Source organism: Cupriavidus sp. L7L, assembly GCF_004353535.1.
GTDB classification, from domain to species: Bacteria; Pseudomonadota; Gammaproteobacteria; order Burkholderiales; family Burkholderiaceae; genus Cupriavidus; species Cupriavidus oxalaticus_A.
Genome location: NZ_SMNY01000048.1, coordinates 112,184 through 134,166 on the forward strand (window position 1 = coordinate 112,184; position 21,983 = coordinate 134,166).

19 protein-coding genes, 1 tRNA gene, 1 pseudogene and 2 riboswitches are annotated in these 21,983 nt (G+C 63.6%); of the genes and pseudogenes, 12 read left to right on the forward strand and 9 right to left on the reverse strand.

Features of this window, described 5'->3' with window-relative positions; all coding sequences use genetic code 11:
• Positions 1-9 precede the first annotated feature (9 nt).
• Positions 10-1,479 (forward strand): class I SAM-dependent DNA methyltransferase, encoded by a 1,470-nt coding sequence (locus E1J61_RS31705; RefSeq protein WP_133097820.1) that lies wholly within the window; start codon positions 10-12, stop codon positions 1,477-1,479.
• Positions 1,476-3,179, forward strand: coding sequence for a restriction endonuclease subunit S (locus E1J61_RS31710; protein ID WP_133097821.1), 1,704 nt, complete (start codon positions 1,476-1,478; stop codon positions 3,177-3,179). Before E1J61_RS31705 ends, E1J61_RS31710 begins: the two co-directional genes overlap by 4 nt.
• Before the next feature lie 428 nt (positions 3,180-3,607).
• Here the strand turns inward: E1J61_RS31710 and E1J61_RS31715 are convergent, their stop codons facing one another.
• The 3 genes from E1J61_RS31715 to E1J61_RS31725 all read right to left on the reverse strand — a co-directional run bounded on the left by E1J61_RS31715 (position 3,608) and on the right by E1J61_RS31725 (position 4,813).
• Entirely contained in the window at positions 3,608-3,982 is a 375-nt protein-coding gene (locus E1J61_RS31715; RefSeq protein ID WP_133097822.1) for a hypothetical protein, read from the reverse strand.
• The gene (locus E1J61_RS31720) at positions 3,982-4,317 is read right to left on the reverse strand and encodes a hypothetical protein (RefSeq protein ID WP_133097823.1); all 336 of its coding nucleotides are present in this window, start codon (positions 4,315-4,317) and stop codon (positions 3,982-3,984) included. The genes E1J61_RS31715 and E1J61_RS31720 overlap by 1 nt, the downstream gene beginning before the upstream one ends.
• A 76-nt stretch (positions 4,318-4,393) precedes the next feature.
• Positions 4,394-4,813: a hypothetical protein gene (locus E1J61_RS31725; protein WP_133097824.1), complete on the reverse strand. Its 420-nt coding sequence runs from the start codon at positions 4,811-4,813 to the stop codon at positions 4,394-4,396.
• A gap of 430 nt (positions 4,814-5,243) precedes the next feature.
• Between E1J61_RS31725 and E1J61_RS37945 the strand changes: the two genes are divergently transcribed.
• Positions 5,244-5,699: a helix-turn-helix domain-containing protein gene (locus tag E1J61_RS37945; protein WP_207951288.1), complete on the forward strand. Its 456-nt coding sequence runs from the start codon at positions 5,244-5,246 to the stop codon at positions 5,697-5,699.
• Between the two features lie 109 nt (positions 5,700-5,808).
• On the opposite strand, the gene E1J61_RS31740 is transcribed toward E1J61_RS37945, so the two are convergent.
• A complete protein-coding gene (locus E1J61_RS31740; protein WP_133097825.1) occupies positions 5,809-6,231 on the reverse strand; it encodes a hypothetical protein in 423 nt (140 codons plus the stop codon).
• Positions 6,228-6,581, reverse strand: coding sequence for a hypothetical protein (locus E1J61_RS31745; RefSeq protein ID WP_133097826.1), 354 nt, complete (start codon positions 6,579-6,581; stop codon positions 6,228-6,230). Before E1J61_RS31745 ends, E1J61_RS31740 begins: the two co-directional genes overlap by 4 nt.
• A 625-nt stretch (positions 6,582-7,206) precedes the next feature.
• On the opposite strand from E1J61_RS31745, the pseudogene E1J61_RS38985 reads away from it, so the two are divergent.
• A pseudogene (locus tag E1J61_RS38985) lies at positions 7,207-8,274 on the forward strand (recombinase family protein); the annotation flags it as partial.
• Positions 8,275-8,787: 513 nt separating this feature from the next.
• Here E1J61_RS38985 and E1J61_RS31760 read toward each other — a convergent pair.
• Positions 8,788-8,863, reverse strand: a tRNA-Arg gene (locus tag E1J61_RS31760).
• Positions 8,864-9,318: 455 nt separating this feature from the next.
• Between E1J61_RS31760 and E1J61_RS31765 the strand changes: the two genes are divergently transcribed.
• The 3 genes from E1J61_RS31765 to E1J61_RS38500 all read left to right on the forward strand — a co-directional run bounded on the left by E1J61_RS31765 (position 9,319) and on the right by E1J61_RS38500 (position 10,874).
• A complete protein-coding gene (locus tag E1J61_RS31765; protein WP_133097827.1) occupies positions 9,319-10,206 on the forward strand; it encodes a cytochrome c5 family protein in 888 nt (295 codons plus the stop codon).
• 112 nt (positions 10,207-10,318) lie between these two features.
• Positions 10,319-10,519: a hypothetical protein gene (locus E1J61_RS38495; RefSeq protein ID WP_243737064.1), complete on the forward strand. Its 201-nt coding sequence runs from the start codon at positions 10,319-10,321 to the stop codon at positions 10,517-10,519.
• Positions 10,512-10,874 (forward strand): group II intron maturase-specific domain-containing protein, encoded by a 363-nt coding sequence (locus E1J61_RS38500; RefSeq protein WP_243737065.1) that lies wholly within the window; start codon positions 10,512-10,514, stop codon positions 10,872-10,874. The genes E1J61_RS38495 and E1J61_RS38500 overlap by 8 nt, the downstream gene beginning before the upstream one ends.
• 32 nt (positions 10,875-10,906) lie before the next feature.
• Here E1J61_RS38500 and hemN read toward each other — a convergent pair whose 3' ends face one another.
• On the reverse strand, positions 10,907-12,388 hold the full coding sequence (gene hemN / locus E1J61_RS31775; protein ID WP_371704910.1) for an oxygen-independent coproporphyrinogen III oxidase: 1,482 nt from the start codon (positions 12,386-12,388) through the stop codon (positions 10,907-10,909).
• Positions 12,389-12,589: 201 nt separating this feature from the next.
• Here hemN and E1J61_RS31780 point away from each other — a divergent pair, with 201 nt between their 5' ends.
• Positions 12,590-13,708, forward strand: a complete 1,119-nt coding sequence (locus tag E1J61_RS31780) for an ABC transporter substrate-binding protein (RefSeq protein WP_133097872.1) — start codon at positions 12,590-12,592, stop codon at positions 13,706-13,708.
• Here the strand turns inward: E1J61_RS31780 and E1J61_RS31785 are convergent.
• Positions 13,694-14,110 (reverse strand): sensor histidine kinase, encoded by a 417-nt coding sequence (locus E1J61_RS31785; protein WP_371704911.1) that lies wholly within the window; start codon positions 14,108-14,110, stop codon positions 13,694-13,696. The two genes, E1J61_RS31780 and E1J61_RS31785, sit on opposite strands and share 15 nt — an antisense overlap.
• Before the next feature lie 212 nt (positions 14,111-14,322).
• The gene (locus E1J61_RS31790; protein WP_133097829.1) at positions 14,323-16,419 is read right to left on the reverse strand and encodes a UvrD-helicase domain-containing protein; all 2,097 of its coding nucleotides are present in this window, start codon (positions 16,417-16,419) and stop codon (positions 14,323-14,325) included.
• A 265-nt stretch (positions 16,420-16,684) separates the two neighbouring features.
• Between E1J61_RS31790 and E1J61_RS31795 the strand changes: the two genes are divergently transcribed.
• From E1J61_RS31795 to gcvP, 4 genes are all read left to right on the forward strand, one after another.
• Positions 16,685-16,915: a glycine zipper 2TM domain-containing protein gene (locus E1J61_RS31795; RefSeq protein ID WP_133097830.1), complete on the forward strand. Its 231-nt coding sequence runs from the start codon at positions 16,685-16,687 to the stop codon at positions 16,913-16,915.
• 69 nt (positions 16,916-16,984) lie between these two features.
• A riboswitch (glycine riboswitch) is annotated at positions 16,985-17,071 on the forward strand.
• Positions 17,072-17,092: 21 nt separating this feature from the next.
• Positions 17,093-17,217: riboswitch (glycine riboswitch) on the forward strand.
• Positions 17,218-17,311: 94 nt separating this feature from the next.
• Positions 17,312-18,439, forward strand: coding sequence for a glycine cleavage system aminomethyltransferase GcvT (gene gcvT / locus E1J61_RS31800; RefSeq protein ID WP_133097831.1), 1,128 nt, complete (start codon positions 17,312-17,314; stop codon positions 18,437-18,439).
• Positions 18,440-18,538: 99 nt separating this feature from the next.
• Positions 18,539-18,919 (forward strand): glycine cleavage system protein GcvH, encoded by a 381-nt coding sequence (gene gcvH, locus E1J61_RS31805; RefSeq protein WP_133097832.1) that lies wholly within the window; start codon positions 18,539-18,541, stop codon positions 18,917-18,919.
• A 99-nt stretch (positions 18,920-19,018) separates the two neighbouring features.
• Positions 19,019-21,949, forward strand: a complete 2,931-nt coding sequence (gene gcvP / locus E1J61_RS31810) for an aminomethyl-transferring glycine dehydrogenase (protein ID WP_133097833.1) — start codon at positions 19,019-19,021, stop codon at positions 21,947-21,949.
• Positions 21,950-21,983: the final 34 nt, after the last annotated feature.

Genomic DNA, 21,983 nt, shown 5'->3' on the forward strand with positions numbered 1-21,983 from the left:
CGACACCCCATGACCATCAGCTCCTCCTTCATCAAGTCCGTGCAGGACATCCTGCGCCAGGATGCCGGCGTTGACGGCGATGCCCAGCGCATCTCCCAACTGAGCTGGCTGCTGTTCCTCAAGATCTTCGACGACCAGGAGACCGAGCTCGAACTGCTGCGTGACGAATTCAAGTCGCCGCTGCCGGAGCGGCTGCGCTGGCGCACCTGGGCGGCCGATCCAGAGGGCATCACCGGCGAGGAGCTGCTGGAATTTGTCAACGACGACCTGTTCCCGTCGATCAAGGGGCTCAATGCCGACCCGAAGCGCAACCCGCGTGGCTTCGTCGCGCGCGAGGTGTTCAGCGACGCCTACAACTACATGAAGTCGGGTCAGTTGCTGCGCCAGGTGATCAACAAGATCAACGAGATCGACTTCAACAACCGCACCGAGCGACATCTGTTCAACGACCTCTACGAAAAGATCCTGAAGGATCTGCAGAGCGCCGGCAACGCGGGCGAGTTCTACACCCCGCGCGCGGTCACGCAGTTCATGGTCGACCAGGTCAATCCGCGCCTGGGCGAGCGTGTGCTCGACCCGGCCTGCGGCACCGGTGGCTTCCTCGCCTGCGCCATCGAACACCTGAAGCCGCAGCGCCAGCGCGCCGACGACGACATCGTGTTGCAGAACGCCATCACCGGGGTCGAAAAGAAGCAGTTGCCGCACCTGCTGTGCGTGACCAACATGATGCTGCATGGCATCGAGGTGCCCTCGCAGATCCGGCACGACAACACGCTGTCGCGGCCGCTCGTCGACTACGGCAACCGCGACCTGGTCGACGTGATCCTGACCAATCCTCCCTTCGGCGGCACCGAAGAGGCCGGTATCGAGGCCAATTTCCCGGCCGACGTGCGCACCAAGGAAACCGCGGACCTGTTCCTGGTGCTGATGATCGAGCTGCTCAAGCATAACGGGCGCGCGGCCGTGGTGCTGCCCGATGGCACGCTGTTTGGCGAGGGCGTCAAGAGCCGCATCAAGGAAAAGCTGCTGACCGAATGCAACCTGCACACCATCGTGCGCCTGCCCAACGGCGTCTTCGCGCCGTACACCGGCATCAAGACCAACCTGCTCTTCTTTACTAAGGGCACGCCGACGCACGAGGTCTGGTATTACGAGCATCCCTACCCGTCCGGCTACAAGAGCTACTCGAAGACCAAGCCGATCCGCATCGAGGAGTTCGCCCCGGAGAAGTCCTGGTGGGGCAGCGAGGCCGACGGCTTTGCCAGCCGCGTCGAGAATGAGTTCGCCTGGAAGGTCAGCATCGAGACGCTGAGGACCAACGGCTTTAACCTCGACCAGAAGAACCCGCACCGTGGCGAGGAAATCAGCCACGACCCCGACGAGCTGCTCGCCCAGTACCAGCGGCTGACTGCCGAGGCGCAAGGCTTGCGTAACCAGCTCAAGGGTATTCTGGCGGATGCGTTGGAGGGCAAGGCATGAACCTAGCCGATGGATTTGAACTTTTGGCTGCCGCTCCGGATGGCGTATCCCGTTTGCGAAAATTGGTTCTTTCGCTGGCCATTCAAGGAAGGCTGGTACCTCAGGATCGGCGTGATGAGCCGGCATCCGCACTACTCAATGAAATTCAGCGTACGAAGGAAGCCTTAGTCACGGAGGGAAAATTAAGTCGTATCCAACCTTTCGCGAGGATCGCTGAGACCGAAAAGCCATTCTCGATACCGGAAGGGTGGTCATGGGCCCGGTTTGGTGAGGTGTCGATCAATCGGGATGGGGAGCGGGTCCCGGTTTCCTCGGCTGAACGCGAGAAGCGTCAAAAGATCTATGACTACTACGGGGCGTCGGGGGTAATCGACAAGATTGACGGCTATTTGTTCGACAAGACGCTGCTGCTCATCGGCGAGGACGGCGCGAACTTGATCAATCGTTCGACGCCAATTGCTTTCTTGGCGAGCGGGAAGTATTGGGTTAACAACCACGCGCACGTAGTCGACACAACGCACGACATGCTCATGCAGTATCTCTGCCTGTTCATCAATGCGATTTCGCTGGAGCCCTATATCACGGGAACGGCACAGCCGAAGATGAACCAAGCAAAGCTCAACAGCATTGTGATTGCATTGCCTCCTCTGCGAGAGCAGGCCCGCATTATTGCCAAGGTGGAAGAGCTAATGCGGCTATGCGACGACCTGGAAAGCCGTGGTGGCCTGGAAGCCGAGCAGCATGCCCGCCTGACCGCGACGCTGTTCGAGACGCTGGCCGAGAGCGAGTCGACGCACGCGCTCGCGGAAGACTGGTCCCGGATTGCCTCTCACTTCGACCTGCTGCTCGACCGCCCGGAAGCCGTCGACGTGCTCGAGCAGACGATTGTGCAGCTCGCAGTGCGTGGTCTGCTGGTGACACAGAACGCCAAGGATGAACCGGTCAGCGATCTGATCCAGCGAATTCGAATGGCAAAGGATCGCTCGATTGCGCGGGGCGAGATGAAGCGGGACAAACCTTTGCCGGCCATTGCCGACGACGAAAAGCCGTTTGCCCTGCCCGAAGGCTGGGATTGGGTGAGATTTGGTGATGTAGTACAGATCTCCAGCGGTGTCACGCTCGGAAGAAAGACTCCCTTGAAGGATCCTGTGTCTTTACCCTATTTGCGCGTCGCAAATGTGCAGCGCTGGCACCTAGTCCTTTCGGAAGTCAAGGACGTGATTATCGACAGGACCGAGATTGAGCGCTTTCGTTTGTTGCGTCATGACCTGCTAATTACGGAAGGTGGCGACTGGGACAAGGTAGGCCGAACCTGCCTTTGGCGAGACGAGATTGACCTATGCCTTCATCAGAACCACATCTTCAAGGCTAGGGGCCTCGTCGATGAGTGGTCCCCCCAGTGGGCGGAACTGTTCCTGAACTCTCCTGACGCCCGGGCCTATTTTGCGTCGTCTGCCAAACAGACAACCAACCTCGCTTCGATCAATATGTCGGAGCTGAAGAGATGTGTGTTTCCGACGCCCCCAGTTGCTGAGCAGATCCGCATCGTCGCGCGGGTGGCGGAACTGCGCCAACTCTGTGCCGACCTGCGCGCGCGGCTGACGGCTCGGCAAACCTGCCAAGGCAACTTTGCCGCGACACTGGTCGAGCAGATGGCGGCGGCCGGCCCGGACGAGGGCCGCATGGAACAGGCGGCCTGAGCGCGGCGGGCGCGCCGGGTCCCCTGCGGGCCGCCCCGCCATGATCGCAATGGATCCGGCCACGCTCAGGGCGCGCGCCAGGCGAACGTGTACGAGACCGGTCGCGGCAAACTCGCCACAAAGGCCGTTATCGCAAGTTCGTTGCCGGCTCGCCTTCTTAGCTGGTCAAGGCGAAGGCGCCCGAGCAACCATTTCGCGCGCGGCGACTTCCAAGCCATCGTTCATCGCTGACCAGCCAGGAAGTCGTCCCAATCCCAAGCAAACGCCATCCCCGCTCCGGGGGTGCCTGAGCCACGCAGGTTTTGCGCGAAGAAGGTCCGGGTCGGTTCTGGGATTTCATCGAGGTGAACAATCCGCATTCCGCCATCGAAGGTATGAACTGGCACCTGTCGGTAGTTGAGGCCGTGGAGGCAGCTCCTCCTTTCCCGTCAGCGCGACCGCAATGCTGCGCGCAACGAGGTCCCGTAACCTGATCCGGACAAGGATGCCCGCATTGCCGGCTCGTACTCATCCGTGACATCGCGCCACCACAGCACTGCATTGCCGCGACACCATAGACTCCACGTCAAGCGAGCTTCCATTGCGACGCTTCCGATGCCTCGAAGCGAGTAGACACGGCCGCTATGGGTGGTGACCTGCATGGTGCTCGCGTCCAGCGTCTCGATGACGCTGCTGACCCGAGCCGTTCCTCTGGACAAGTTGATACCCACCAGATATCGCTCGCCACGCTCCGTCTCCATCATCAGCCAGGCTGCCAGCTCAATCGAAGGCCCTGTTGGCACGTCAGGGGCGTGTCGGAACATCAATGATTCCTCAGATACGCTTCCATGGCTGGTGCGTAGTCGGTGGTCACGTCCCGCCATGACTGCACCCCGTTAAAGGCAGCCCAGCGATCCCATGCATAACGAGCATCGTCCGCTAAGTTGCGGGCGTCGCGCATCCGATAGAGTCGGCCACTGACAGTTCCGAACTCCATGACGCTCGCATCGAAGACCTCAATGGCACTGCTGACCTGCCCCGCCCCTGTTGCTAGGTCGATCCCGACCAAGTGCCGTTCACCCTTGTCGGTCTCAATCACCGCCCAGCAAGCAAGATCGATCTCGGGCTTTAGCGCCACGTCAGGTGTTTGCCAGAACATCAACTCCTCCTCTCATCTAAGGCACGCGTGAAAGTCGTTCCAGTCCCGCGAGATCTGCTCGACCAGATACGGGGGCTTAATTTAATTGCTCAGCTTCTAATTGCGCCCAGAACCACTGGATGGCAGTAGGTACCCTAAAGCGAAGGAGATGTGGGGAAAGCTCATCTGTCATCACGACCTGGGCTGAATAGTAAAAGTCCATGCCACGGTCAATCTCGAGCAACGTTGTTTGCAAACTGCGCAGCGCCGCGGCAACCTCCTCTTCGCCCTCTCCATGCCGAAATAGCGACATGAGTTCGTGATATGACACTGAACTTGCCTCTGCTGAGTGCCTGTCCCGATAGGCAAGCAAATACAGGTAGTCGCAGATTTTCCACGCCAGGGGCGAAAGGTTCCCCTCTAGCTTGAGCCGTCCTTCACTCCTCCCGACTACCGCGGCAAGCAAATAATTTGCACCGATTGGCGGTGGCCCGTCTTGTACTAAATCCGATCTCATCGCAACTCTTTCACATCTTTCGCTTCACCACTCAACCGGCCGTCATGCCTGGGTATCCGCTGCACCGATGCCTGGCAAGCACACATCATCATGGTCCGACCGTATGCGTGGACTTAACGCGGCCGTCGGTCACACCGACTAGGTCATCCTTAACCCCCCAGACGCGTCGCATACCTCCCTGCGCGCCGCCAGACGTCGGTGGGAATCCGTGGCATCCATCCACCACATGCAAGCGTACTGAACGAAGGAAGGCTCAGTTGTGTGCAACTTAGCTCCAACGTGCCCCATCGGCAGTGCCGATATCTCGATTGTAGGCATATAAGTTGTATATGTAAATGACGACAACTCAGATGGTGACAATTCATATGCTATAGACGCTGGCGTTGTAATCATGGATATATCGTCACTTTAGAACTGACGGTTCCATGGGATGGCGTCGCTCCGGCAGACCTTCGCTCACAATCTAAGGAAACTTCGCGAGGAACGAGGCTGGTCACAAGATGATCTAGCCGAGTGCCTTAAGACGGACCGAACTTCCATAAGCCGGATAGAACGAGTGGCGCCAAACGTTGCGCTCGATAAGGTGGTGCAGTTGGCGCTGGCGCTAAAGGTTGATGTCCGGCAGTTGCTCTCTACAGGAGTCCACGAGGTCAGGGCCACCTCAACCCGCGGTGTATCTCCCTCGCCCCAACTCGTGGGAGCGGCAGTCCGCCGCCTGAGAGAGGCGGAGGATATCTCTCAGCGACAGCTAGGAGACAGGGTGGGGCTAGACCGCAATCACATTTCGAGAATCGAGCTGGGTACAACCAATATAGCCTTAGACACGCTGGAGAAAGTTGCAACTGCGCTAGGAGTGGCTGCAACTGATTTGCTTTCGCCGAAGTAAGCGGCTCGGCGCCAGGACGCCATCTCAGGCGTTTATGACTTCGATCAGGGGGCGCGGCGATTCCCGCCGGCGGCCCAGCCGTGGGCGGAGAAGCTGGGCAAACCGCTCATCAGGATGTCCCGTCGGAAGGCGGATGGGCTGGCGCCCGCTGGGTGGTCAAAGCTTGGTCAAGAGACGGTACGCCGTTGCCCGCGTCGATGAGCACCCGTAGTCGCTCGAGGTCTTCGTCTTTGACAAGTTCCGGAAAGCAATTGAGCAACGCTTTCAGATAGTCAATTTCCATGATTCCGAAGAGATAGCGCGATACAACTGGCAAACAGTCTGACGTCGGTTTGCAGAGCGGCGCCAGATCGCGCTTCAGCGTCTCTTCTATTGCAAGGGCTATCCACTGCGAGGGACGACGGTTCCCCCGCTCGGCCAGACGGCGCACCAGATCGTAGCGCGCCAGCGAAAGCGAGACCGTCACTGTGTGGCGAGGTTCGCGTAAGGTATCGCGGCGCCGCTCGCGTCTAGGGGGAATTCCGCTGATCATGGGTTGTCGTGCTCCAAGGCTAACCCTTCCGTATAAACGGCCCACTTGGCGCGGATTCTAGGCAGGTCGGGGTCGTCTTTTGCCGGCCATACTGCCTCGTCCTCTGCAATGCGCTGATATGCCACCTGCTCGGCGAACGTCATCAAATGGGGGGCATGCATACCAAGCTTGACGATTCGATCAGCCTCCTCAACCGACCACAGCAGTGCAACGGCGTCTTCAATGGAAACCTGTTCCGGCCGGTTGTCGCGTATGACGCGGAAAGCGAGCGATTTCAATTTCTCTGAGACAGCCCACGCAACGAACTGCCCCAGCGACCGATGCTGGTCGCGCGCGGCGAGGATGGCCATGTAGCGCTCGCGCGGAGCCAACCTCGCCCCCGTAACTTGAATGCGTTGTCGCTTGATACGACTTGTCGCCGGCTCCCCTACCTCCGCAGTGTCGACTTCGGGGGACTGGATGCGAGCAGAGACGGGGCGTCTTGCCATTTGCACCTCCAAAGAGACTTCATGAGCAGATTAGACGCTACATACGTTTCGTCAATAGGGTTTCGCTTCAACACCGCATTTCTATAGAAAAACCCGTTTCTCCAACCTAGACTTCGAAATAGGGTCACCCCAATACCGCGCATCGCCAGGCCTCGTCGGTCCATGAGTATAGGGAATCACCTGACAAACTTCCGCGGATATCGAACAGCAGCATGTCCACGCGACAAACGATTGTTTTGTCGATCCGAGACGCGCAGGTCACAGTGCGCCTTGTCAAGGCGTATGAGGAAGCTCATCTCCTTCCCGGTGAGCAAGACGTGTTCGTCGCCCTACTGACTCAATACGCTCATGCACTCGAAAAGTGCAGTGACGATTTCAACGATCGGTCGACGAAAGAGTTGGCCGAGGAAGTTGATGAACGGTCACTCACAGCTCCCGCTGGCGAAAGAACGCCTGCTTAGGGAGACTCTCTAAACCGGAGCTTCAAATGAAAGCCGCAGTGTATGTCCGCGTTTCGACGGACCGGCAGGCGGAACGAGGCATGTCGATCGGTGACCAGTTAGCCGCCTGCAAAAAATGGTGTAAGGAGCACGGCCACACAGTCGTAGAGATCTTTGAAGATCAGGGTTCCGCATATTCTTTCACAAAAACGCGGCCTGAATTTCAACGAATGATTAATGCCGCGCTATCCGACGAGAAACAATTTGAGCTTATTGTTGTTTTTACGCAAAGCAGATTTTATCGCCGGAATGCAGACCGGGAGATTTTGGAGCGAACGTTAGAAAGCCATGGCGTTTACGTCGTAACGCTTGGCCAACCACGCCCCGAAGACGACTTGTCCGCGTTTATGATGCGAAACTTTACTGGCGTGATGGATGAAATTTTTAGTCGTACAGGTGGAAAGCGCGTCGCGGAATGTATGATTGCAAACGCCAAGGCGGGCTATTTCAACGGATCTCTACCACCGTACGGATATCAAACTCAGGCGACAAACATTCCCTCCCGCAGCGGTGTAAAGAAGATACTCATTGTCAAAGAGAGTGAGGCAGAGGTAGTTCGCGAGATTTTCGCACTGTCCTTGTCTGGAAAAAATGGATTGGTTATGGGCCTGAAACGGATCACGGAAGACCTGAACGAACGAGGGCTTTTGCACCGAGGCGTAACCTGGACCATGGGGCACGTGGAAAAGATCCTCAAAAATACTGCTTATATCGGAAAACTAGTTACGTTTCAGCGAGATACCCGAAAAGGAGGCATGCACCCGCAGTCGGAATGGATTACTACAAACATTCCCCCAATTCTAAATAAAAGCATCTTTGATGCAGTTCAAAAGAAACTGGAAAGCAGAAGGCCGCCCAATACAGAGAATCGCGCTGCCCAGGTTCCCACGCTATTGACAGGCTTGCTCGTGTGCAATATCTGCAAGAAGGGCTTTGCGGTGACTACCGGAAAATCCGGGCAATACAAGTACTACAAATGCCAAACAAAGATAAAGGTCAGCCCGAATGCCTGTACCAGCCCCAATCTTCCTAAGGAAGAAACGGACAAGCTTATTCTCGAGGCTGTTATTAACCACGTACTCAATCCCGCGCGCGTAGAGTTCATTTTGGATGAGCTAGCGCAGATCTGGAAAGATGTAAAAAAGCCCGACCCTAAACGCGTCCTTGCTTTGCAGACTCGTGCAGGCACGTTGCGAGCTGCTTTAGGGCAGTTTTATAGCAGGATATATGAGAAACGCTTGGATCTCGATTCCACATGTCAGGACTTCATCCGAGCAAAACAAAAGCAGATCGAAGTCACTGAGGCGGAACTGCAGGCGCTGAACGCGAGGCAACACCTGCCGTTTCTAAAATTTGGTCGAAGCCAGATTGAAAAGTTTATCACCGCCGCAAAGGCTGCGTTGCAAGATCCGACGACCCCGCTTGCGCGGCAGTTCCTGCGGACGCTAGTGACGGACATTCGTGTTGATGCCAAGAAATGTCGTATTCATGGCAACCGCGCCCAATTGGCGTCAGCAATTTCGCACTTCAAGGGGAAGCCCGGCGAAGTGCCCAGCGACGTATCAGATTGGCGCGCCCGGCTGGGATCGAACCAGCAACCCCTGCCTTCGGAGGGCAGTACTCTATCCATTGAGCTACGGGCGCACAGAGACGGTTTTTTAAACCGGTATTGCGGGTACAGCAATGCAGCGCGCGAATGCCGCCGCAGGAAAGTCGCATAGGATACCGCGTTTGCCCCGCGCCGTCCATGCGGGCCTCTCCGGAGGGTCCGCCTTACGTCTCGCAACCGCCGCTTTTGGCACTGGCGAAGGGTGGAATGGGGCTATAATCGCCAGCTATTTGCGTCAAATCGTGCCCCTCACGCAGTCGACCAGGATCAAGGCTTTGCGGCTTGGTTTCGGCGACAATCCGGGGCCCGGCCCGGGAGACACTCCGAAGTGCGCAAATAGCGACAGACCCGAGCCAGGCAATGGCCGCAAGGCAGCATGGGGCGGACTTCTGTCGGGTCCCTGCGGGCCAGGTAGTGGTCAGACTAGGGCCAGATAAAGCAAGCCGAGGGTGAGCGGCCAGAAGGTTTCCTGCAAAACTGAGAGTTCTGTATGAGCGACGTCCACAACGAACACCACGAACACGAGTCTCCCATCAAGACCCCCAAGCAGCTGATCGCTGTGGTGGTCGCGGCTTTCCTGGTACCGATCCTCGTGATCGTCCTCCTGGTCAACTTTGTGGGACACGGCTCCACTGAAAGTGCCGGCACTGCCACCACCGCGGAAGCCGTCAACGACCGCATCAAGCCGGTCGCGTCGCTCGAAATCAAGGACCCCAATGCACCGCGCGTGTTCAAGACCGGCGAACAGGTCTACAAGGAAATCTGCGCGGCCTGCCACGCCACTGGCGCGGCGGGAGCGCCCAAGTATGGTACTGCCGGCGACTGGAGCGCGCGTATCGGCCAGGGCTTTGACGGCCTGATGAAGTCGGTGCTGGGCGGCAAGGGCGCAATGCCGCCGCGCGCCGGCAGCACGCCTGACGACTACACCGATTACGAACTGGCCCGCGCCGTGGTCTACATGGCCGACGCCGGTGGCGCGAAGTTCCCCGAGCCGCCGGCACCGGCTGCCGCTGCCCCGACGACCGCTGCGGCGCCGGAAGCCGCTGCGGCTGCTGCTGCGCCCGCACCGGCCGCACCCGCTGCTGCGGCTCCGGCAGCCGCTGCCGCGGCGCCAGCTGCGGCGCCAGCCGCTGCGTCGGCCGACGTCGGCAAGAAGGTCTATGACCAGGTCTGCGCCGCCTGCCACGCCGCCGGCGTGGCCGGTGCGCCCAAGTTTGGCGACAAGGCCGCCTGGGCGCCGCGCCTGAAGGAAGGCATGGACGCGGTCCACAACTACGCACTGAAGGGCAAGGGAGTGATGCCGCCCAAGGGTGGCTACGCCGGCCCGGACGCCGACGTGATCGCCGCGTCGGACTACATGGCGAACGCAGCCAAGTAAGGCACGACTGCGCCGCAAACAACAACGCCCGCGAAATTCGCGGGCTTTTTTTTCGTGCGCCCGGCAGGGCGCACTCACTAGAGGGGTGGTCAGCAATGGTGGCGCGGCTGGGGTGGATGCCCTGGAAGTGACAGCGTTGCGCGACTGGCTGAAGGCGCACTGGCCGAGCGTCAAGGCGGCGTTGCTGGCCGGCCAGTACGTCCCGCAGGCGGTGCGCGCGGTGGACATTCCCAAGCCCGCGGGCGGGGTGAGGACACTGGGCATCCCGACGGTGGTGGACCGGCTGATCCAGCAGGCGCTACTGCGTGCGTAGCAAGACGGCGGGACAGCAGTTGTTGGCTGGCATGACGGCGTTCCTAGCGGAGCGACTGAAACCGCGGGTCAACGAGGCCAAGAGCGCGTGTGCGCGGCCTTGGGTGCGCAAGTTCCTGGGCTTCAGCCTGACCGTGCATCGTCAGGCGCGGCTGCGTATTGCCCCGGAAAGCCTGAAGAGGCTGACTGAGCGGGTGCGGGAACTGGTGCGTCCGGGACGAGGCAGGAGTCTGGCCCCCACGATAGCGGTACTGAATCCGGTGCTGCGCGGGTGGATTGGATATTTCCAGTACACGCAGAGCAAGAGGCCATTGGAGGAACTGGACGGGTGGGTGCGGCGGCGGTTGAGGGGGTGACCCCTCACCCTACTCGATATGCCTGGCGGCGGTTACACGACGCGCGAGTAGCGCGCCCGCGGCACGATGCGGATCGGTTGCGCGCCGTCGTTGGCGGACCGGCGAGTGCCTTCGCTTTCGGGCCCGGCGACCGCCACGCGTGCGGCATCGTCGCGCAGGTAGCGGTCGAACGCCATCGCCACGCGCCGCACCAGCAGGCGTCCCAGCGGCGTGACCGTGATGCGGGCTGGCTGGACCTGCACCAGCCCGTCGGCCGCCAGGGTGGCAAGGTCGGCCAGTTCGGGCGCGAAATCGGTGCCGAAGTCAATGCCGTGGCGCCGCTCCAGCGCGGGGATATCCAGCACGCCGTTGCACATCAGCGCGCCGATCAGTTCGCGGCGCAGATGATCGTCGGCGGTCATCTCCACCCCGCGCGCCAGCGGCAGGCGCTCCTGGTCCAGCGCGCCGTAGTACTCGTCCAGCGTGCGGGCGTTCTGCACGTAGCGGCCCGCCACCGCGCCGATCGCCGAGATGCCGAGGCCGAGCTGGTCGTAGCCGGCGTGCGTGGAGTAGCCCTGGAAGTTGCGCTGCAGCCGGCCTTCGCGCTGCGCCACGGCGAGGTCGTCATCGGGCAGCGCGAAGTGGTCCATGCCGATATAGACGTAGCCCTCGGCGGTCAGGCGTTCGATGGTGGAGACCAGGATGTCGAGCTTCTCGCCGGCAGGCGGCAGCGCGCTTTCGTCGATGCGCCGCTGTGGCTTGAACACATGCGGCAGGTGCGCATAGCTGTAGACCGAAAGGCGGTCGGGGCGCAGCGCCAGCACCTGGTCGATGGTGCGGCCAAAGCGTGCGGCAGTCTGGTGCGGCAGGCCGTAGATCAGGTCGAGGCTGACCGAGCGGAAGCCCAGCCGGCGCGCGGCGTCGACCACGGCACGGGTCTCTTCGTACGACTGGATCCGGTGGATGGCCTGCTGCACCTCGGGATCGAAATCCTGCACGCCCAGGCTGACGCGGTTGAACCCAAGTTCGGCCAGCAGCGCCATGCGCGCGTCATCGACGCGGCGCGGGTCGATCTCGATCGAATGCTCGCCATCGGGCGGCAGTTCGAAATGCTCGTGCAGCAGCGCCATCACGCGGCGCATTTCTTCGGGATCCAGGAAGGTCGGCGTGCCGCCGCCCCAGTGCGACTGGAGCACGCGCCGGCGCGTGCCGAGCCGCGCGGCCAGCAGCGCCATCTCGCGGCCCAGGTAGGTGACGTAGCGGGCGCTGCGGCCGTGGTCGCGCGTGATGATCTTGTTGCAGCCGCAGTAGTAGCAGATGTTCTCGCAGAACGGGATATGCAGGTAGAGCGACAGCGGCGCGGGCGCATCGGCACGGCAGGCGGCCAGGGCGTCGTGGTACAGCGACAGGTCCGGGCCGTTCCTGAAGCGGTCGGCAGTCGGGTAGGAGGTGTAGCGCGGGCCGTTGCCGTCGATGCGGCCGGCGAGAGCGCGAAAGTCCGACAGCGCGCGGCGGTCGGGCGCAAGGGTAGTCATGGCAAGCGGGTTCATGGGGGGCGCGGGGGGAACGGTGTTTGACAGCCCATGCTAGGACTGCGCGCCGCGCGTTGCGTTGATCGTCGTCAAGCGCGGCGTTGGCACGGCACGGGTGCGCAGGCGCCCCGCGTCACACGGCGGTAATACGTGGCGGATACGCTGCGCGCCGGCGCGACTTGCGCCCCCTTTTCCTATTGCGCGATGCCGATCCCGGACACCCTGCCCCCTTCCCTGCCGTACCTACCGCTGCGCCGACGCCTGCTGGCGGCCGGCGCTGCGGCCCTGGCGCTGCCCACTGCCCCGCTGCTGGCCCAGTCTCCCGCGCGCCGCACCGTGGTGGTGGGCCACATGATCGACCGCGGTAGTGCGCAGGCGGACCTGGCGCGCGACTACCTGGCCGGCGCCAAGGTGCTGTTCGACGCGGTCAATGCCGCCAACGGCCCGGTACGGATCGCCCACGTGGTGCGCAACGCCGATCCCGATCCGCGCCGCGCGGTGGCCCAGGCGGTGGCGCTGGCCGACAGCGAGCACGCCGAGCTGCTGTTCGGCGCCGGCGACCGTCTCCTGCCGGCGCTGGCGTCATCGGCCGAGCTGGTCCGGCGCGGCGTGCAGATTGTGGCGCCGCTGTCGGGCCTGGCATTGGCAGCGGACAACGTCTGGTTCACCCGCGCCGACTACCAGGCCGAACTCGACGCGGCAGTGCGGCAGTTGCGCAGCTATGGCCTGAGCGCGATCGCGCTGGCGGTGGCGCCGGACTTCGCCACGCCATCGCTGGCCCGGCTGGAGGCGCAGACCGGCACGCGTGCGGTGCCGATCGATCCCAAAGCCGACCCGGGTGCCGACGCCGCGGCACGCCGCATTGCAGCCGCCCGCCCCGGCGCCGTGATCGTCGCGGGCGATACGCTGGCCTATGCCGGACTGGGCCGCGCACTGGCGGCGCAGGGCTGGTATGGCTTCCTGGTCGGCCTGTCGTCGGTCAGTGCCACGGCCGCGCGCGAGATCCTGGGTACCGGCTACGCCGGCGGCATGGTGCTGACCCAGGTCGCGCCCGGCCCGCAGCAGGCCACGCTGCGCGTGGTCAGGGAACACGTAGCGCGCATGAAGCAATACCTGGATGAGCCGCCGTCCTCGGCGACGCTGGCCGGCTATATCGGCGCCGCATGGCTGGCACGGGCGCTGGCCGGCGTGCGCGCCGGCGGTGCCGCCGAGCTGCGCCGCGCGCTGCAAGGCCGTGTCGACGTGGGGGACTTTACCCTCGACTTCAGCCACGGCCAGCGCGGCTCGCAGTACGTCACGCTGGCGGTGTCAGGCGCGCGGTAGCGACAGGCGCGCGCGCAGGCCGCCTTCGGGACGGTTGGACAAGACCAGCTCGCCGCCATGCCGCGCGGCGATATCGGCAGCGATCGACAAACCCATGCCGACCCCGCCGGTGGCGCGGCTGCGCGACGATTCGAGCCGGTAGAACGGCTCCATCACGCGCGCCAGCTGGTCTTCCGGAATGCCGGGGCCGTCGTCGCAGATATCGATCAGCACCCGCGCCGGGCTGTCGGTCAGCACGATGCTGGCCGCGCCGCCATAGCGCCGCGCATTCTCGACCAGGTTGACCACCGCGCGCCGCAGCTCCGACGGCCACGCCAGCAGCGGCTGCGCCTGGCCGCTGAGCGCGACCTCGTGGCCGCTGTCGGCGGCGTCGTCGACCACCGCCTGTAGCAGGGCGAGCACGTCCAAAATTGCCCCCGCACGCTGGCGCGGCGGGGGCCAATTACAGGGAAAAACCAGACGTGATATCTGGCGCGGCAAGACCCGGGCAGCCCCTGCCGCCGCAAGCCGCACACCGTGAAAAGCGCAGAGCGGCACAACCGTCATGCTAAGGACAGCGGCGCGCGCGGTCTTGTCGGCCTGGTAGGGTTTTGTATCGGGCTTCGTACCTAAGATCAGCCTGCCGCCGTCTTGCCTGGGCCGCCGAGCAGCGCCTTGAGCGCGCCGAGCCGGTCCTTGGGGCTCATCGCCGGAGTTTCGTCCTTGGGTGCCGGCGCTTCTTCCAGCTTCATCTCGCCGATAAAGCGCGACGGCTGGCAAGAGTACGTCTCTCGCGCGCGCTTGCGCTTCTTGCACCAGCTGATCTGCAGGCTGCGCTGCGCGCGCGTGATGCCGACGTACATCAGCCGGCGCTCTTCCTCGATCTTCTCGTCGGTCATGTCGTCGTCTTCGCGGCAGTGGGGCAGGATGCCCTCTTCCACGCCGACCAGGAACACGTGCGGATATTCCAGCCCCTTGGACGCGTGCAGCGTGGACAGCCGCACGGCGTCGGGATCTTCCTCGCGCCCTTCGAGCATGCTCATCAGCGCCACGGTCTGCGTCAGCTCAAGCAGGTTCTTGCCTTCGCTGCCGAAGCCGTCGGCGTTGTCATAGCCGGTGGCTTCCTCGCCCTCGGCCGCTTCCGGCTTGGTGCCCTTGCGCTTGAGCCATTCGAGGAACTCCAGCGTGTTGGTCCAGCGTGACTGCGCCTGGCGCTCGTCGAAGCTGTCGTACAGGTATGCCTCGTAGTGGATGCCGGCCATCAGGTCGTCGAGCACTTCGGTGGCCGGATCTTTGGCCGCGCGGTCGGCCAGCCGCACCATCGATTCGCAGAACACGCGCAGCGGCTCCAGCTGGCGCGGCTGCAGCTTGCCCTCGATGCCGCCCATCATCGCCGCCTCGAACAACGACACCTTGGCCTGCCCGGCAAACGTGCCCAGCACTTCGAGCGTGGTATTGCCGACGCCGCGGCGCGGCGTGGTGATCGCGCGGATAAAGGCGGGATCGTCGTCGGGATTGGCGATCAGGCGCAGGTAGGCGCAGATGTCCTTGATCTCGGCCTTGTCGAAGAAGCTCTGGCCACCCGACAGCACATAGGGAATGCGCTCGCGCCGCAGGATCTGCTCGAACAGCCGCGCCTGGTGGTTGCCGCGGTACAGGATGGCGTAGTCGCGGAACTGCGCGCGGCGCTCGAACTTGTGCGCCGACAGGCGGAACACCACCGACTCCGCCTCGTGCTCCTCGTCGTTCATCGGGTGGATGGCGATGGGATCGCCCATGCCGTGCTCGCTCCACAGCTTCTTGTCAAAGAGCTTGGGATTGTTGGCGATGACCGCGTTGGCCGCTTCCAGGATGCGCACGGTGGAGCGGTAGTTCTGCTCCAGCTTGATCACCTTGAGGTCGGGGAAGTCGGTCTGCAGCCCGCGCAGGTTGTCCAGCGTGGCGCCGCGCCAGCCGTAGATGGCCTGGTCGTCGTCGCCCACCGCGGTAAAGGCCGGCGCGCGCAGATGCGAGCCCCCCGCCAGCAGCTTGAGCAGCTGGTACTGGCAGGCGTTGGTATCCTGGTACTCGTCGACCAGGAAGTAGCGCAGCCGGTTCTGCCACTTGAGCTGTACCGCTTCGTTGCGCGCGAACAGTTCCGCGGGCAAGCGGATCAGGTCGTCGAAATCCACCGCCTGGTACGCGTTCAGCGTGGCGACGTAGTTGCGGTAGACCAGCGCGGCCTGGTGCTCGTCGGCATTGGCCGCCTGCGCGATCGCGGCCTCGGGGTCGACCATGCCGTTCTTCCACAGCGAGATCGTGCTCTGCACGCCGCGGATCAGCTTCTTGTCGGTGGTGCCGAGCTGCTCCTGGATCAGGCCGAAGCAGTCGTCCGAATCCATGATCGAGAACTGCGGCTTCAGGCCGACGTGTTCCGCCTCCATGCGCAGAATCTGCACGCCCAGCGAGTGGAAGGTACAGACTGTGAGCTGCCTGAGCGGGATGCGCTTGCCCTCGCGCGTGGTCTTGCCTTCCATCAGCTTGCCGATGCGTTCCTGCATCTCCTTGGCAGCCTTGTTGGTGAAGGTGACGGCGGCGATATGGCGCGGCTCGAAGCCCTTGTCTTCGATCAGGTGCGCGATCTTCTGCGTGATCACGCGGGTCTTGCCCGAGCCCGCCCCGGCAAGGACGAGGCAGGGTCCGTCCAGATAGCGGACGGCTTCAGATTGGGCGGCGTTGAGGCCGTGGCTCATGCGCGGGAATGCTTGCGTGGGGTGGTCGGGACGGCGTCGCGCCCTGTACACCACATGGGGCGGCGCCGGACGCAAAGCTAATCATGTTAACACGCTGGGCCGGCCCTGATCAGTCAGCGGGAACCGCTTTTTCCGGGGGCGGGGACGTTACCGAAGTAACACTTGGTAAGTCCCAAAACCGGGCGTCCGGGCCCTCCTCTAACCAGTATGGCGGGATGGCAGACCTGCGTCCCGAACGTACTCAAAGTTACTTTCGGAGCCCATCATGAAAATGCTACGAGCCTTTTCCAAAGCGACGATGGCCGGCATAGCCGTTGCGGCCCTGGCCACCGGCTGTGCCGACATGACACCGAAGCAGCGCAACACGGTCATTGGTGCCGGCGTGGGCGCGGCCGGCGGTGCTGCGTTGACGCACGGTAGTGCCGCAGGCACGCTGGGCGGTGCCGCCCTGGGCGGCGTGGTCGGTAACGTAATGACCGACGACCATCGCCGTTGATAGGGCGAATGGCTGCTGGCGGGGGGCGCCTGCCGCGTTGACAAAGGCAGGGCCCTCCCGTACATTGCGCGCATCCGACCGGGAGAGCGCGCATATCTGCGCCGCCGAAGGGGTATCACCCGAAAACTCTCAGGCACCACGGACCGCTCGGATCGGCATGCAACATGCACACGATGCATGCCGCACTCTGGAGAGCGGCACCCGCCATTCGTGGCGAGCGTGCCCACCGAAGGGGCGCGCGAGGACGGGATTCAACGAATCCGCCTCGTAATCTCTCAGGTATCGAGGACAGAGGGGTCATCCGCCGCAGCGGATTGCTTGGCCATTGGCATAGCGATCGTTGCGGCGGGTGGCCCTTTTTTGTTTTCGCAACCCGACATTGCCCCCGAGGATTCCATGACGCTCCAGGCCACGCCCCTCAACGCCATCCACCGCGCCCTCGGCGCCCGCATGGTCGACTTCGGCGGCTGGGACATGCCGGTCAACTACGGCTCCCAGATCGAAGAACACAACGCCGTGCGCACCGACGCCGGCATGTTCGACGTGTCGCACATGTGCGTGGTCGATCTCAGCGGCCCCAATACCCGCGCCTTCCTGCGCGGCCTGCTGGCCAACAACGTCGACAAGCTGCAGACGCCGGGCAAGGCGCTGTACTCGTGCATGCTCGACGAAAAAGGCGGCGTGATCGACGACCTGATCGTCTATTTCTTTGCCGAGGACCGTTTCCGCCTGGTGGTCAACGCCAGCACCGCGGTCGGCGATATCGACTGGATCCGTGCGCGCAACGACGCCACCGGCAGCGGCGTGACCATCACCCCGCGCCGTGAAGATGTTGCGCCCGCGGGCGCGCAGCCGCTGGCGATCGTCGCGGTGCAGGGGCCTAACGCCCGCGCCAAGGTGTGGAGTACCTTCCCGTCGACCCAGCCTTCCGATGCGCTCAAGCCGTTCAACGCTGTCGTGGTGCAGGACCCCGCACTTGGCGAAGTCATGGTCGCGCGCACCGGCTACACCGGCGAAGACGGCTTCGAGCTGGTGGTGCCGGTGGCCAGCGTCGCCGGCCTGTGGGAAAAACTGAATGCCGCGGGCGTGCGCCCGGCCGGCCTGGGCGCGCGCGACACGCTGCGCCTGGAAGCCGGCATGAACCTGTATGGCCAGGACATGGATATCAGCACCTCGCCGCTGGACGCGGGCCTGGCCTGGACCGTCGACCTGCAGAGCGAGCGCGACTTCACCGGCAAGGCGGCACTGGCCGCGGCCGGCTCGCGCCAGCAATTCCTCGGCCTGATCCTGCGCGACAAAGGTGGCGTGCTGCGCGCCCACCAGAAGGTCATCACCGCCGCCGGTGACGGCGAAATCACCAGCGGCACCTTCAGCCCCTCGCTGTCGCAATCGATCGCGTTCGCGCGCCTGCCGCAGGGCGTGAACGTCGGCGACACCGTGCAGGTGGAGATCCGCGACCGCAAACTCAACGCGACTGTGGTTAAACTGCCGTTTGTGCGTAATGGCAAGGCACTCGTGAGCTAAGGGAAACATCCGCTCACCCAACGGTCGCCCTCGCCTGCCGGCAGCGTTGCCGGGCAGGCATCACCCAACAAGAAACAGATCTGAATCCGGAGAACCTTCATGAATTTCCCCGCCGACCTCAAATACACCGAGTCGCATGAGTGGGTGCGCGTCGAAGCCGACGGCACGCTCACCATTGGCATCACCGACCACGCACAGGATGCGCTGGGCGACATCGTCTTCCTGGAACTGCCCGAAGTGGGCAAGTCGGTCGGTGCCGGCGACGCGCTGGCAGTGGTGGAATCGGTGAAGGCCGCTTCCGATATCTACGCCCCGGTGGCCGGCGAAGTGATCGCCGTCAACGAAGCCGCCACGGCCGAGCCGGAAAGCGTCAATGCCAATGCCTTCGACGCCTGGCTGTTCAAGCTCAAGCCGGCCAACAGCGACGACGTCAACGGCCTGATGTCGGCCGACGCGTACAAGGCCAGCGTCGGCGCCTGATCGCCCCGCCGGTCCCGCACCCGGGATCGGCACACAGCATTTGCAGCGCCGCGGCACGGCTGACCACCTGCCGCAGCGCTCCCCACGAGGTTCTTGCCAATGAACGCCCCGCTTCCCATGACCGCCGCCCAAGGTAACCGGCCCACGCTGGCCGAACTGGAGGCGCGCGACGCCTTCGCCGCCCGCCACATCGGCCCCGATACCCCCGAACAGCAGCACATGCTGAAGGTGCTCGGCTACGACAGCCGCGCCGCGCTGATCGATGCCGTGATCCCCGCCGCCATCCGCCGCCGCGACGGCATGCCGATGGGCGAGTTCACCGAGCCGCTGAGCGAGGAAGCCGCACTGGCCAAACTGCGCGGCCTGGCGCGCAAGAACCGCGTACTGAAGAGCTTTATCGGCCAGGGCTACTACAACACCGTCACGCCCGCGGTCGTGCTGCGCAATATCTTCGAGAACCCGGCCTGGTACACCGCCTACACGCCCTACCAGCCGGAAATCTCGCAAGGCCGCCTGGAAGCGATGCTGAACTTCCAGCAGATGGTCACCGACCTGACCGGGCTGGATATCGCCAACGCGTCGATGCTCGATGAAGGCACCGCTGCCGCCGAAGCGATGACGCTGCTGCAGCGCGTGAACAAGCACGACTCCAGTATCTTCTTCGTCGCCGACGACGTGCTGCCGCAGACGCTGGAAGTGGTGCGAACGCGCGCGCTGCCGCTGGATATCGAAGTGAAGGTCGGCCCCGCCGCCGACGCCGCTGCTGCAGGCGCCTTCGGCGTGCTGCTGCAGTACCCGGGCGTGAACGGCGACATCAAAGACTACCGCGCCATCGCCGACGCGGTGCACGCCGCCGGGGGCCTGGTGGTGGCTGCCGCCGACCTGCTGGCGCTGACGCTGATCGCCGCGCCGGGCGAATGGGGTGCCGACGTGGCCGTGGGCAACTCGCAGCGCTTCGGCGTGCCGCTGGGCTTTGGCGGCCCGCACGCCGGCTACATGGCGGTGAAGGATGCGTTCAAGCGCTCGATGCCGGGCCGTCTGGTCGGCGTGACCGTCGACGCGCAGGGCAACAAGGCGTATCGCCTGGCGCTGCAGACGCGCGAACAGCATATCCGCCGCGAAAAGGCCACCTCCAACATCTGTACCGCGCAGGTGCTGCTGGCGGTGATGGCGTCGATGTACGCCGTATACCACGGCCCGCAGGGCCTGAAGCGCATCGCGCAGCGCGTGCATCGCCTGGCCGCGACGCTGGCCGCCGGCCTGGAGCAGCTTGGCTTCGTCCGCACCAACGCCACCTTCTTCGACACGCTGACGCTGGAGACCGGCTTCAACACCGAAGCCATCCATGCCGCCGCCACCGCGCGCGGCATCAACCTGCGCCATGCCGGCGCCACGCGCGTCGGCATCTCGCTGGACGAGACCGCCACCCGCGACGACGTGGTTGCGCTGTGGGAAATCTTCACGCAAGGCAAGCCGCTGCCGGCGGGCCTCGATTTCGACAAGCTCGAAGCCGCCATCAATGACGCCTTCCCGGCCGAACTGGCGCGCGCCAGCGAGTACCTGACCCATCCGGTGTTCAATACGCACCACGCCGAGCACGAGATGCTGCGCTACCTGCGCATGCTGGCCGACAAGGACCTGGCGCTGGACCGCACCATGATCCCGCTGGGCTCGTGCACGATGAAGCTGAACGCCACCAGCGAGATGATCCCGGTGACCTGGCCCGAGTTCAGCCAGATCCACCCGTTCGCGCCGCTGGACCAGACCGTGGGCTACCGCGAGATGATCGACCAGCTCGAGGCCATGCTGTGCGCCGCCACCGGCTACGCCGCGGTCAGCCTGCAGCCCAACGCCGGCTCGCAAGGCGAGTACGCGGGCCTGCTGATCATCCATGCGTATCACGCCAGCCGCGGCGAAAGCCATCGCGACATCTGCCTGATCCCGTCGTCGGCGCACGGCACCAACCCGGCGTCGGCGCAGATGGCCGGCATGAAGGTGGTGGTGGTGGCCTGCGACGAGAACGGCAACGTCGACCTGGAAGACCTGGCGAAGAAGGCCGAGCAGCACAGCAAGAACCTGGCTGCGATCATGATCACCTACCCGTCCACGCACGGCGTGTTTGAGCAGGGCGTGCAGCAGATCTGCGAGATCGTGCACAAGCACGGCGGCCAGGTCTATGTCGACGGCGCCAACATGAACGCGATGGTCGGCACCGCCGCGCCGGGCCAGTTTGGCGGCGACGTGTCGCACCTGAACCTGCACAAGACCTTCTGCATCCCGCACGGCGGCGGCGGCCCGGGCGTTGGCCCGGTCGCAGTCGGCGCGCACCTGGCGGATTTCCTGCCCAACCAGGACAGCGTCGGCTACCGCCGCGACGACCGCGGCATCGGCGGCGTGTCGGCGGCACCGTTCGGCTCGGCCAGCATCCTGCCGATCTCGTGGATGTATATCGCGATGATGGGTTCGGCCGGCCTGACCGCCGCCACCGAGAACGCCATCCTGGCGGCCAACTACGTAGCCAAGCGCCTGGCGCCGTACTACCCGGTGCTGTACACCGGCCAGCACGACCTGGTCGCGCACGAGTGCATCCTGGACGTGCGCCCGCTGCAGAAGGAAACCGGCATCAGCAACGAAGACGTGGCCAAGCGCCTGATGGACTACGGCTTCCACGCGCCGACCATGAGCTTCCCGGTGCCGGGCACGCTGATGATCGAGCCGACCGAGTCCGAAGCACTGCATGAGCTGGACCGCTTCATCGACGCGATGATCGCGATCCGCCAGGAAATCGGCCGCGTCGCCGACGGTACTTTCGACCGCGAGGACAACCCGCTCAAGCACGCGCCGCACACCGCCGCGGTGGTGACCGCGAACGAGTGGACCCACAAGTACACGCGCGAGGAAGCCGCCTATCCGGTGGCGTCGCTGCGCACGCAGAAGTACTGGCCGCCGGTCGGCCGTGCCGACAACGTATATGGCGACCGCAACCTGTTCTGCAGCTGCGTGCCGGTCAGCGACTACGTGGTCGACTGACGCACCCCCGGGCCGTGCCATCGCATCTGCGGTA

Coding starts and splice junctions, on each gene's coding strand:
- E1J61_RS31710 (WP_133097821.1), top strand. CDS start 1,476: ATGAACCTAGCCGATGGATTTGAACTTTTGGCTGCCGCTCCGGATGGC.
- E1J61_RS37945 (WP_207951288.1), top strand. CDS start 5,244: ATGGCGTCGCTCCGGCAGACCTTCGCTCACAATCTAAGGAAACTTCGC.
- E1J61_RS31705 (WP_133097820.1), top strand. CDS start 10: ATGACCATCAGCTCCTCCTTCATCAAGTCCGTGCAGGACATCCTGCGC.
- gcvT (WP_133097831.1), top strand. CDS start 17,312: ATGACGCTCCAGGCCACGCCCCTCAACGCCATCCACCGCGCCCTCGGC.
- E1J61_RS31715 (WP_133097822.1), bottom strand. CDS start 3,982: ATGTTCCGACACGCCCCTGACGTGCCAACAGGGCCTTCGATTGAGCTG.
- hemN (WP_371704910.1), bottom strand. CDS start 12,388: ATGACTACCCTTGCGCCCGACCGCCGCGCGCTGTCGGACTTTCGCGCT.
- E1J61_RS31725 (WP_133097824.1), bottom strand. CDS start 4,813: ATGAGATCGGATTTAGTACAAGACGGGCCACCGCCAATCGGTGCAAAT.
- E1J61_RS31740 (WP_133097825.1), bottom strand. CDS start 6,231: ATGATCAGCGGAATTCCCCCTAGACGCGAGCGGCGCCGCGATACCTTA.
- E1J61_RS31795 (WP_133097830.1), top strand. CDS start 16,685: ATGAAAATGCTACGAGCCTTTTCCAAAGCGACGATGGCCGGCATAGCC.
- E1J61_RS31780 (WP_133097872.1), top strand. CDS start 12,590: ATGCCGATCCCGGACACCCTGCCCCCTTCCCTGCCGTACCTACCGCTG.
- E1J61_RS31720 (WP_133097823.1), bottom strand. CDS start 4,317: ATGTTCTGGCAAACACCTGACGTGGCGCTAAAGCCCGAGATCGATCTT.
- E1J61_RS31790 (WP_133097829.1), bottom strand. CDS start 16,419: ATGAGCCACGGCCTCAACGCCGCCCAATCTGAAGCCGTCCGCTATCTG.
- E1J61_RS31765 (WP_133097827.1), top strand. CDS start 9,319: ATGAGCGACGTCCACAACGAACACCACGAACACGAGTCTCCCATCAAG.
- gcvH (WP_133097832.1), top strand. CDS start 18,539: ATGAATTTCCCCGCCGACCTCAAATACACCGAGTCGCATGAGTGGGTG.
- E1J61_RS31745 (WP_133097826.1), bottom strand. CDS start 6,581: ATGGCCATCCTCGCCGCGCGCGACCAGCATCGGTCGCTGGGGCAGTTC.
- gcvP (WP_133097833.1), top strand. CDS start 19,019: ATGAACGCCCCGCTTCCCATGACCGCCGCCCAAGGTAACCGGCCCACG.